The sequence below is a fragment of the Kribbella sp. NPDC048915 genome (genome assembly GCF_040649595.1).
Taxonomy (GTDB): domain Bacteria; phylum Actinomycetota; class Actinomycetes; order Propionibacteriales; family Kribbellaceae; genus Kribbella.
This window is the reverse complement of the sequence record NZ_JBEZFT010000015.1, coordinates 1-11766: the sequence shown is the minus strand read 5'-3', so window position 1 is coordinate 11766 and position 11766 is coordinate 1. Positions and strand designations below refer to the sequence as shown.

At 68.6% G+C, this 11766-nt stretch carries 8 protein-coding genes; 2 read left to right on the top strand and 6 right to left on the bottom strand.

Features of this window, described 5'->3' with window-relative positions:
* Nucleotides 1–23: 23 nt before the first annotated feature.
* A complete protein-coding gene (gene recQ, locus AB0B82_RS10960) occupies nucleotides 24–1862 on the top strand; it encodes a DNA helicase RecQ (RefSeq protein ID WP_360165036.1) in 1839 nt (612 codons plus the stop codon).
* 26 nt (nucleotides 1863–1888) lie between these two features.
* Here recQ and AB0B82_RS10955 read toward each other — a convergent pair whose 3' ends face one another.
* Complete coding sequence (locus AB0B82_RS10955) at nucleotides 1889–2971, bottom strand: serine hydrolase domain-containing protein (protein WP_360165034.1); 1083 nt, start codon at nucleotides 2969–2971, stop codon at nucleotides 1889–1891.
* Nucleotides 2972–3056: 85 nt separating this feature from the next.
* Complete coding sequence (locus tag AB0B82_RS10950; protein WP_360165032.1) at nucleotides 3057–3926, bottom strand: LysR substrate-binding domain-containing protein; 870 nt, start codon at nucleotides 3924–3926, stop codon at nucleotides 3057–3059.
* A 102-nt stretch (nucleotides 3927–4028) separates the two neighbouring features.
* Between AB0B82_RS10950 and AB0B82_RS10945 the strand changes: the two genes are divergently transcribed.
* Nucleotides 4029–4730: an SDR family oxidoreductase gene (locus AB0B82_RS10945; protein WP_360165030.1), complete on the top strand. Its 702-nt coding sequence runs from the start codon at nucleotides 4029–4031 to the stop codon at nucleotides 4728–4730.
* 1 nt (nucleotide 4731) lies between these two features.
* Here the strand turns inward: AB0B82_RS10945 and AB0B82_RS10940 are convergent, their stop codons facing one another.
* From AB0B82_RS10940 to dnaE, 4 genes are all read right to left on the bottom strand, one after another.
* The gene (locus AB0B82_RS10940; protein ID WP_360165029.1) at nucleotides 4732–5094 is read right to left on the bottom strand and encodes a VOC family protein; all 363 of its coding nucleotides are present in this window, start codon (nucleotides 5092–5094) and stop codon (nucleotides 4732–4734) included.
* 155 nt (nucleotides 5095–5249) lie between these two features.
* Complete coding sequence (locus AB0B82_RS10935; RefSeq protein WP_360165027.1) at nucleotides 5250–7166, bottom strand: DUF3352 domain-containing protein; 1917 nt, start codon at nucleotides 7164–7166, stop codon at nucleotides 5250–5252.
* A 47-nt stretch (nucleotides 7167–7213) separates the two neighbouring features.
* Nucleotides 7214–7744 (bottom strand): hypothetical protein, encoded by a 531-nt coding sequence (locus AB0B82_RS10930; protein ID WP_360165025.1) that lies wholly within the window; start codon nucleotides 7742–7744, stop codon nucleotides 7214–7216.
* Between the two features lie 290 nt (nucleotides 7745–8034).
* Complete coding sequence (gene dnaE / locus AB0B82_RS10925; protein WP_360165023.1) at nucleotides 8035–11583, bottom strand: DNA polymerase III subunit alpha; 3549 nt, start codon at nucleotides 11581–11583, stop codon at nucleotides 8035–8037.
* Nucleotides 11584–11766: the final 183 nt, after the last annotated feature.

Below are 11766 nucleotides of genomic sequence, written 5' to 3'. Positions count from 1 at the left end.
CCCGACTCATTAGACTCGCCGGGGTGAGTGAGACGACCGAACTGCCCGATTCCGAAGCTCTTCAGGTCCTCCGGCGGGTGTTCGGCTACGAAGCCTTCCGTGGCGAGCAGGCCGACATCATCGACACCCTGGTCGCCGGCGGCGACGCGCTGGTGCTGATGCCGACCGGTGGCGGCAAGTCGCTGTGCTACCAGATTCCGTCGCTGGTGCGGTCCGGCGTCGGCGTGGTCATCTCGCCGTTGATCGCCTTGATGCAGGACCAGGTCGACGCTCTCACCGCGCTCGGTGTCCGGGCCGGCTTCCTGAACTCCACGCAGGACTTCGACCAGCGCCGCGAGGTCGAGCAGGCGTTCCTCGACGGCGAGCTCGACCTGCTGTACCTCGCACCGGAGCGGCTCCGGGTCGAGTCGACCGTCCGGCTGCTCGACCAGGGCAAGATCGCGCTGTTCGCGATCGACGAGGCGCACTGTGTGTCGCAGTGGGGCCACGACTTCCGGCCGGACTACCTGATGCTGTCCGAGCTGCACGAGCGCTGGCCCGACGTACCGCGGATCGCGTTGACCGCGACGGCGACCGAGGCCACGCACCGTGAGATCGCTACCAGGCTGAAGTTGGACGACGCGAAGCACTTCGTCGCGAGCTTCGACCGGCCGAACATCCAGTACCGGATCGTCCCGAAGGACAACCCGCAGCGCCAACTGCTCGATCTGCTCCGCACCGAGCACGAGGGTGACGCGGGCATCGTGTACTGCCTGTCCCGCAACAGCGTCGAGAAGACGGCGGCCTTCCTCACCCAGAACGGTATCGAGGCGCTGCCGTACCACGCCGGCCTCGACAGCCGGACCCGCGCCGCGAACCAGGCGCGCTTCCTGCGTGAGGACGGACTGGTCGTGGTGGCGACGATCGCGTTCGGGATGGGCATCGACAAACCCGATGTCCGGTTCGTCGCGCATCTCGACCTGCCGAAGTCGGTCGAGGGGTACTACCAGGAGACCGGTCGCGCCGGACGGGACGGCCTGCCCTCGACCGCCTGGCTCGCGTACGGGCTGCAGGACGTCGTCCAGCAGCGGAAGATGATCGACACCTCCGAGGGCGATCTCGCACATCGGCGGCGGCTGAGCGCGCATTTGGACGCGATGCTCGCGTTGTGCGAGACCGTGCAGTGCCGGCGGTCGCAGCTGCTGGCGTACTTCGGTCAGCAGGGAGAGCCGTGTGGCAACTGCGACACGTGCCTGACACCGCCGGAGTCGTGGGACGGCACGATCGCGGCGCAGAAGCTGCTCTCGACGGTGTACCGGTTGCAGCACGAACGCGGGCAGAAGTTCGGTGCCGGGCAACTCATCGACATTCTGCTCGGCAAGGAGACCGAGAAGGTCAAGCAGTTCCGCCACGACCAGCTGACCGTGTTCGGGATCGGCACCGAGCTGGCCGATTCCGAATGGCGCGGCGTGATCCGGCAACTGCTCGCGCAGCGGCTGCTCGCGGTCGAAGGCGACTACGGCACGCTCGTGCTGACCGAGGAGAGCGGTGAGGTGCTCGGCCGGCGGCGCGAGGTGATGATGCGCCGCGAGCCCGAGCGGGTGCGCACCAGGAGCAGGAGCAGCAGCAGCGGCGGTAAGAAGGCCGCGGTCGATCTGCCGCCCGAGGCTGCGCCGGTGTTCGAACGGTTGCGCGCGTGGCGTGGCGCGGTCGCCAAAGAGCAGGGCGTACCGGCGTACGTGATCTTCCATGACGCAACGCTGCGGCAGATCGCCGTCGAACGGCCGACGTCGCTCGCGGAGCTCGGCACGATCAGCGGCATCGGCGAGAACAAGCTGACCAAGTACGGCGACGGCGTCCTGGAGACCCTCGCCGCAGAGTGATGTGAGATCGGCGCTGTGATGTGCGATCAGCCGAGCAGCGGCTGCACCGCCCTGGCGAGCTCGCTCATCGACCGGTAGATGTTGCGCCCGCCGTCGGCGAGGATGACCGCGATCGAGACCCGTTGCTGCGGGATCACCACCAGCAGGCTGGTGTGATCGGGGAGGTCGCCGCCGTGGCCGTAGGCGTCCGCGGAGCCGAACTGCCGGGTGAACCGCATCGTGCCGAGGCCGTACTCGCCGTCGCCCGCGGTCATCTGTCGGACGAGGTCGCCAGGCACGACGCGGCCGCCGTACAGCTGGTAGCCCCAGCGGGCGACGGTCGGCGCGTCGGCAGCGAGCCCGGCGAAGGCCGCCGCCGCACTCGCGACGCCGCGGCAGGGCAGGTAGCCGTCCGGCGCACCGCAGGACTCGTTGTCGTCCTGCACCACCGGAGGCTGCGGCTTCTCCGCGTCCTGGAACGCCGCGTGCCGCAACCCGGCCGGGTCGGCGAGGTCATGGCGCAGGGCGGCAGCGAGCGGTTGCCCGGTGATGTTCTCGATCATCAGGCCGAGCAGGATGTAGCTCACGTTGCTGTAGTAGAACGAATCGTCGGGCGGCTGGATCCTCCCTGTGTAGTAGTCCAGCGCCTCCGCGAGTGACCAGCGCCGGCTCGGCGCCGCGGCGATCGTCCGCTCCAGCGCGCGGATGTCGGAGCCGTCGAAGTCCGGCACGCCGGCCGTCATCGACAGGTGCTGGCGAACGGTCGCGTTGTTCCTGGTCAGCGGGTGCGCCACGTAGCGCGACAACGGCAGTTCGAGGTTGAGCCGGCCCGCGTTCGCGAGCTGCATCACCTCGGCCGCGACGAACGTCTTCGTGATGTCGGCGACCGGCATGGTGGTGTCCGGGCGTAACGGCGTACCGCGGATGTCGGTGCCGGCCGCGCCCGACCACGTCCAGTGATCCGTGACGACCGCTGCCGTGACACCGCGCGAACCCGATGGGCTGTCCGGATAGGCGGTGATCTTGGTCAGCAGGTCCTGTAGCCGTTCGGCGCCGGACGGGTCGAGGTCGCGGTTCCCGGGTGCCGGGAAGGCGGTGCGGACAGCGGTGGGCGGCGTAGGCCCCGGCACTTCTCCCCTGTCCGAGCAACCCACCACCGACACGAACACCAGGAGGGCGGTTGCGCACCACCTCATCCTTCGATCATGCCACCGGCTACGCCGTCCAGGTGACGGTTGGGGCGATCGCAGCGAAGTCGCGCAGCAGCCGCGAACGGCGGGTGGCGATCCATGCCAGCGCGACGACGTTCGGCGCGATGTTGCCGACCGGGACCGTGACGACGTCGTGGCGTTGGTAGAACGCGGCGACCGAGTGCGGAACGATCGACACCCCCCGGCCGGCGGCAACGTGCTCGAGCTTCTCCTCGACGCTGTGCACGACCGGCACCGGTCGCGGCGTCCGCGCCCGTAGCTCGGTCGCGATGTCGCGCCACTCGGGTACGGCGTCGGGAGGTTGCAGCAGGTGGTCGTCGGCCAGGTCGGTGATGTCGATCTGGGACTTGCCGGCGAGGCGGTGGTCGGCCGGCAACGCCGCGACGCGCGGCTCCTCGAACAGCGGGTGCACGGTGAGACCGGCCTGGTCGATCGGCAGCCGTACGACGCTCACGTCCACCCGCCCGTCGTGCAGAACCTGGACCTGGTCGTCCCAGGTCGTCCGGATCAGCTCGATGTCGAGCTCCGGATGCGTCGCCCCGAACGCGCGCACCGCCTCGGTCACCGTCAGCCCCGGCATGAACCCGATCATGAACGTCTTCGACCCCCGCGCCGCGCGTGCCACCCGGCGCCGCGTGGCATCCGCGCCGGCCAGCAACGGGCGCGCGTCCTCGAGCAGCTGGCGACCGGCCAGGGTCAGCTCGGTGACACGTTTCGTCCGGACGAACAGCTGCGCGTGCAGTTCGTCCTCCAGGGCCCGGATCTGCCGCGACAGGACCGGTTGCGCGATGTGCAGGCGCTCCGCCGCGCGGCCGAAGTGCAGCTCCTCGGCGACGGCGACGAAGTACCGGAGCTTGCGCAGATCGAGATCCATAATACCTTCAGGGTATTACAGAGCCCGGAACAGGTCTTGGACGCCGGCCGCCGGACGGCCGCATCGTGGAAGCACGAATTCCTCTGACGAAAGGCAAGTTCCGTGACTCTGCACAACCAGCGCGTGGTCGTTCTCGGCGGTACGTCGGGGATCGGCCTGGCCACCGCACAACAGGCCGCCACCCAGGGCGCGACCGTGGTCGTTGCCTCGAGCAACCCTGAGTCGGTCGAGAAGGCGCTGGCCGCGCTGCCCGCGTCGGCCACCGGCGCGGCGGTCGACCTGACCGATGCCGCCGCGGTGCGGACGTTCTTCGCCGGGCTCGATTCCTTGGACCACCTGGTGTACACCGCCGGCGAGGCGCTGACGCTGCTCGAGATCGGCGCGATGGATCTGGTGCAGGCACGTCAGGCGTTCGAGTTGCGCTACTTCGGCGCGCTCGGTGCGGTGAGTGCCGCCGTACCGAGGCTGCGCGCCGGTGGCTCGGTCGTCCTCACCACCGGCGCCGCCTCAGACCGCCCGGCGCCGGGCTGGTCGGTCGCTGCGAGCGTCTGCGGCGCGACGGACTCCCTCGTCCGCGCCCTCGCCGTCGAGCTCGCACCGCTACGGGTCAACGCAGTCAAGCCGGGCGTCGTCCGGACGCCGTTGTGGCGCGGCGGCATCGACTACGACGCCACCGCGGCCCACCTCCCGGTCGGCCGGGTCGGCGAGCCCGAAGACATCGCGGCGGCGTACGTCTACCTGATGAACCAGCCGTACGCCACCGGCTCGATCGTCACCGTGGACGGCGGCTACGTCCTGGTGTGACTCACTCCTGGACGGCGTAGACGATGTTGGCGTCCTGATCGCGGAACGAGAACATCGGCGGCACCCCGGGCCATTCGAGCAGGTCGTCCGTGTCGACCCCCTGCTGCGTGAGGTGGGCGTGCGCCGCGGCGGCGTCCGGAGTGACGAGCCGAACGCCGCTGTCGACCCCGCACGTCACCGCCTGCGTGAGCGCGAGATCGGTGCCGGCGCCGGGCGGGGCCACGACGATCCACCGACCACCGATCTGCGGCAGCGGCGCGTCCAGCAGCAGCTCGAAACCCAACGTCTTGGTGTAGAACGCGACGGCGCGATCCTGATCCGTCACGGGGACGGCGACGGTACGGATGTCGGTGAAGTACGGCATGACTACCTCCCAATGATGTGCTCTCACCAGGAGGTAGAAACCGCTCCGGAGATCTCGACATCACCGGCCTGCGAATTCCGCAGGCCGTAGGTTCCGGATCCACAGCGAAGCCCCGGACGACTACGTGCGTGTCGTCCGGGGCTTCCTCGAGCGGGTTACTTCGCGACGACCCGGACCGTGACCTCGGCCTCGCCGTCGCCGGTGGAGCGGGTGACGATTCCGGCGGAGCGCAGGGCCGCGACGTTCTCGTCCTTGAAGCGGCTGCTCAGCGCGCTGAGCCCCTCGAAGTCGACGTACCCGATCATCACCGCACCCTTGGTGTCGGGCAGCGCCTGCTTGAAGTTCTCGGTCGCACCGAGGGTGCCGTCCTTCAGCACCTGCTCGGCGTACTCCTGTGTGGTCGAGACCACGAGCGTGTCGCCGTCCTTCGCCGTCTCCAGCGGGATGTTCGCATCCTCGCGCTCCCGCAGCAGCGTCTTCACCTTCTGCACGACCTGCTCGGCCTTGGCCGGGTCGGTCTCCATCCGTGCGGCGATCTTCGGACCGGACGCCATGTCCTTGTCGATCGAGACCGACAGGTTCTTGCCGACCAGGGTCTTCAGGTCCTCCGGCAGCTTCAGGCCGGTCGCGTCGGCGAGCTCACCGACCATCTGCTGGAAGTTCTCACCGCCCGCCTTCTGGACCTGTGCCCAGATGGTGTCGACGAGAGTCTCGCCACCCGAGATCGCGATCGCAGCCGCGGTCGTCTCCGGCAGCTTGGTGACCACGTCGGCGGCGTCCGCGGCGCCCACCTTCACGCTCTGGTCGCCGTGGCCGACACCCTTCAGCTCGACGTACGACGCGTCGAACCGCAGCGCGACCGCACCGGTCGCGTCGCCGAGGCGGGCGATCTGGCCCGAGTCGACCTTGTCGGTGATCGAGGCCAGCGCCTTGCCGTCCACCCAGCCCGAGATGAAGCCCTGCTCACCGAGCTTGTCCATGTCGGCGGCGAACTTCGCGTTCTTGCTCAGCGGGTTGTTCTTCGCCGTCGCGACGGCGTTGTCCACGATCTGCTGGTCCTCGCCGAGGATCATGTATCCGTTGCTGAACGCGCGGCCGGGCTTGTCCTTCTCGTTCGCGAGCAGCTTGTCCATGCCCTTGGTGGCGGCGTCCTCGTCCTTGACCTGGATCGCCAGCACCGGGACCGGCTCGTCCTTGCCCTCGGCCGGCGGGAGCGCGGCGAACCCGGCACGGTCGCCCAGCCACGGCTTGACGTCCTTGTCGAAGTCGACGTCGGCCAGGTCGTCACCGGAAGACTTCTTGATCTGCTCGAAGAGCTTCTGCCGCAGGTCGTCGTTCTCGCCGGTCAGGCCGAGGTTCTCCTTGACCGCCGGGAACTTCATCATGAACCGGACCGCCGCGACCTTCTGACCGGCCGACGGGTTGAGGTCCACCCGGGCGTAACCGACCGCGGTCCCCGGCAGCACGTCGGCCGGCTGCTCACCGCCGCCGCCGAGCTTGCCGTAGGCAAAGATTCCGCCGCCCGCGACCACCAGCACCATCGCCACCGCGGCGATGATCGGGATCAGCTTGCCGCGACCCTTCTTCGGCTCCGGCTGCCACTGCTGCGCACCGCCGTACCCGGGGCCCTGCGGAGGCTGACCGCCGACGTGCAGCTGCTCGTACGACGCCTGTCCCTGCGGACCGCCGTACTGCCCCTGGCCGTACTGCTGGCCTGGCGGGCCGTACTGGCTGCCCTGCGGAGCGCCCTGCTGGGGCGCCTGGGGTGACTGAGGTGTCTGAGGGCCGCCGTACTGCGCGGCGCCGGGCTGGCCGTACTGCGGGCCGCCCTGCTGAGGCCCACCGTGCTGAGGTCCGCCCTGGTGCGGGCCGCCGTACTGCTGGCCGTGCTGCGGGCCCTGCTGCTGGCCTTGCGGGTACCCCGGTGCGCCACCGGGTTGACCGGGCTGCGGACCCTGCGGGCCTTGCGGCTGGCCCTGCTGGGGCCAGAGGTGCTGGCCCTGCGGCGGACCGTACTGCGGCTGCTGACCGCCGGCACCCGGGTGCCTCGGCGGTTGGTTCTGGTCGGACATATGCTCCCTCACTGGCTCCGATGGCCTCGCCACCGGAACCAAGAAGGCTAGTGGACCGGCGGTCCAGAATCGGACGCAGCAGGTTTCGAAGTGGTTGCAACCGGCTCGGCGCGCCAGGTCGCGGCTGCGATCACCGCGCAGGCCAGCGCCGCGCCGATCAACCACGCCACCAACGGCGTCCAGGTGTGCAATTCCAGCGGCGCGGCGACCAGGTCGCCCGGCGACGCACCGCGCAACCGCGGCTCGAGCGGGTCGTGCCCGAGCAGCATGCCGACACCCCAACACACCCCCGAGCCGAGGCACGCGCCGAGCGTGACAATCGCAACCGACCACGGACCGTAGTTGCGCAGCCACCAGAACAAGGCCCCGCCGAGCACCAACGCAACCACGAACCCGATCGCGGTGAATGTCCCGTCCGGCCCGAAGATCCGCGTCATCTGCTCCTCGCCGAGCGCACCACCCCGGTCGTCAACCGTGTATTGCGCCAATGGCGAGAACTGTTGCCACGCCCACCCGCCGACAACCCCCGCCACCAAGAACCCGACCACAGTCACCACAACCGCCTTGGCCCAAGGCATCGGCGGCTCATCCACCACCGCGGCCCCGAACGGCACCCCCGCCGCCGGAGCGCCATAAGCCGAACCCGCCTCCACCGAACCCCACACCTGCCCCGGGTCGTGCGACGACCCGAAATCCGGACGAGGCGAGGGTGCCGGCTGCGGGGAGGGAACTGGCTGCGGCGACGTCGGCTGTGGCGACGACTGGGGTGACTCCGGTTGACTCACTCGGACAGTGTGTCCCATCCCCGGTGAAACACCCCCACCACCCCGCCCGCGACGTACTACCTGCCGCGGTCGCCACGGGAAAGTCAGCTCGCCAGGCAGGACGGGCCGAGCAGCGCCTTGAGGTCGGCCATCAGCGCAGACGTCGGCGTCACCCGGAACCGGTCGCCGATGCGCATGACCGTGGTCTTCTGACGGGCCTGCAGCCGCAGCTGCACCTCGGTCATCCCAGGGTGTGACTTCAGGACGTCGCGGAGCTGCTCGACGACGGGAGGCGTACACCGGTTGACGGCCATCGTGATCACGACCGGTCCGCTCGGGCCCTCGTTCAGGTCCGGTACGACGACCTCGTCGCCGCTCAGTTCGAGCCGGTCCTCGCGGCGGCGGACCCGGCCCTTCATCAGGATGATCGCGTCGTTGGTGAGCAGGTGCGCGTGCAACTGGTACGCCGAGGAGAACATCATCACCTCGATCGAACCTTCGAGGTCCTCGATGGTGACGATCGCATAGATGTCGCCGCGCTTGTTCACCTTGCGCTGGACCGCGGTGACCAGGCCGCCGATCGTCACCCGGCTGCCGTCCGGACGGTCCTCGTCGGCGAGCAACTGCCCGATCGTGCAATCGGTGTTGTTGGTGAGCACGTGCTCGACCCCGAACAGCGGGTGGTCGGACACGTACAGCCCCAGCATGTCGCGCTCGTGCGCGAGCTTGGTGGCCTTGTCCCACTCCTCGATCTCGGGAACGGTGACCGTGAGCCGGCTGTTGCCCTCGCCCTCGTCAGCGTCGTCGTCGCCCATCGAGAACAGGTCGAACTGGCCGTGCGCTTCGTTCCGCTTCAGGTCGATGGCCTCGTCGACGGCCTGCTCGTGCACCGCGACGACCGCGCGCCGCGCGTGCCCCATCGAGTCGAACGAACCGGCCTTGGCCAGCGACTCGATCACGCGCTTGTTGCAGACCGGCAGCGGTACCTTGTCGATGAAGTCGACGAAGTCGGTGAACCGGCCCTTCTCCTCGCGGGCCGCGACGATCTCGGCCACCACGTTGACGCCGACGTTGCGGATCGCGGACAGCCCGAACCGGATGTCGGTCCCGACCGGGGTGAAGTTCGAGTCGGACTCGTTGACGTCCGGCGGCAGCACCTTGATGCCCATCCGGCGGCACTCGTTCAGGTAGATGGCCATCTTGTCCTTGTCGTCCTTCACGGACGTCAGGACGGCGGCCATGTACTCCGCCGGGTAGTTCGCCTTCAGGTACGCCGTCCAGTACGAGACCAGGCCGTACGCCGCTGAGTGCGCCTTGTTGAACGCGTAGTCGGAGAACGGGACCAGGACGTCCCAGAGCGCCTTGATCGACTCCTCGGAGAAGCCGTTCGCCTTCATGCCCTCGGAGAAGCCGACGTACTCGGCGTCCAGCACCTCGCGCTTCTTCTTGCCCATCGCGCGGCGGAGCAGATCCGCTTTGCCGAGCGTGTAGCCCGCGAGCTGCTGGGCGATCGCCATGACCTGCTCCTGGTAGACGATCAGGCCGTATGTCGTCCCCAGGATCGGCTCGAGGGCCTCGGCGAGCTCGGGATGCAGGTAGGTGACCTCCTGCTGCCCGTTCTTGCGGAGGGCGTAGTTGGTGTGGCTGTTCGCACCCATCGGGCCGGGCCGGTACAGCGCGCCGACCGCGGAGATGTCCTCGAAGTTGTCCGGCCGCATCAGCCGCAGCAGCGCCCGCATCGGGCCGCCGTCGAACTGGAACACGCCGAGCGTGTCACCGCGGGCGAGCAGGTCGTACGTCGGCTTGTCGTCGAGGGTCTTGGCGAGCTCGTCCAGGTCGAGCTTGATGCCGCGGCTGGCCTCGACGTTCTTGACCGCATCGTCCATGATCGTCAGGTTGCGCAGACCCAGGAAGTCCATCTTGACCAGGCCGAGCGTCTCGCAGCTCGGGTAGTCGAACTGGGTGATGATCTGGCCGTCCTGCTCGCGGCGCATGATCGGGATCAGCTCGATCAGCGGCTCGCTCGACATGATCACGCCGGCCGCGTGCACACCCCACTGACGCTTCAGGTTCTCCAGGCCGCGGGCGGTGTCGACGATCTTGCGGACGTCGGCGTCGGCCTCGTACAGCGAGCGGAACTCGGTGGCCTCGGAGTACCGCTTGTGGCTCGGGTCGAAGATGCCAGACAGCGGGATGTCCTTGCCCATCACCGACGGCGGCATCGCCTTGGTGATCCGGTCGCCCATCGCGAACGGGTAGTCCAGCACCCGGCCGGCGTCCTTGATCGCCTGCTTGGCCTTGATCGTGCCGTACGTGACGATCATCGCGACCCGGTCGTCGCCGTACTTCTCGGTGACGTAGCGGATCACCTCCGGGCGGCGGCGGTCGTCGAAGTCGACGTCGAAGTCCGGCATCGACATCCGCTCCGGGTTCAGGAACCGCTCGAAGATCAGACCGTGCTGGAGCGGGTCCAGGTCGGTGATCTTCATCGCGTACGCGCACATCGAGCCCGCACCGGAACCACGGCCCGGGCCGACCCGGATGCCGTTCTTCTTCGCCCAGTTGATGAAGTCCGCGACGACCAGGAAGTACCCGGCGTACCCCTTCGAGACGATCACCTCGATCTCGTACTCCGCCTGCTTGCGGACCTCGTCCGGGATGCCGTTCGGGTAGCGGTAGTGCAGCCCGGTCTCCACCTCGGAGATGAACCAGGACTCCTCGTTGTGACCCTCCGGACAGGGGAAGCGCGGCATGAACCGGCCCTCGCCCTCGGTGAAGCTGACGTCGCACTGCTCGGCGATCAGCAGCGTGTTGTCACACGCCTCCGGGAGCTCCTTCCAGACCTCGCGCATCTCGGCGGCGGTCTTCAGGTAGAACTCGTTCGCGTCGAACTTGAACCGGTTCGGGTCGGACAGCGTCGAGCCGGACTGGACGCACAGCAGCGCGGCGTGCGCGGCGGCGTCCTCGGGCTTGGTGTAGTGCAGGTCATTGGTCGCGACCAGTGGCAGGCCGAGGTCCTTCGCCAGCCGGAGCAGGTCCTTCTGGATGTCGCGCTCGATGCCGAGCCCGTGGTCCATCAGCTCGCAGTAGAAGTTCTCCCGGCCGAAGATGTCGCGGAACTCCGCGGCGGCCTCGACGGCCTCTTTGTACTGCCCGAGGCGGAGCCGGGTCTGCACCTCGCCGGACGGGCAGCCGGTGGTCGCGATCAGGCCCTGGCCGTAGGTGTTCAGCAGCTCGCGGTCCATCCGGGGCTTGAAGTAATAGCCCTCGAGCGACGCCAGCGAGCTCATCTTGAACAGGTTGTGCATGCCGGAGGTGTTCTTCGCCAGCAGCGTCATATGGGTGTACGCACCCGAGCCGGAGACGTCGTCGCGCCCCGAGTTCGCATCGCCCCACTTGACCCGCTTGCGCTCGCTGCGGTGCGTGTGCGGCGTCAGGTACGCCTCGACGCCGATGATCGGCTTGACGTCGTACCTCTTCGCGGTCTTCCAGAACTCGTACGCGCCGAACACGTACCCGTGGTCCGTGGTCGCGACCGCGGGCATACCCATCTCCTGGGCGGTTTTGAACAACTCGTCGATCCGCGCGGCGCCGTCCAGCATGGAGTACTCCGTGTGCACGTGGAGATGCACAAAACTGTCGCTGGACGCCATATCGACGCAGACCTCCCAGGGCGAGATTCAGGTGGACCGCCACAGCCTATGCCGCCCCACCGACAGTCCCGAACCACCACCCCGGCGTGCTGCTCTGGTCCAGGTCGACGACCAGCGCCGGGTAGGCACCGGTGTGCCAGGTGTACGACTCGCCCGCCTCCGGCGTGACGTGCTGGACGCGGA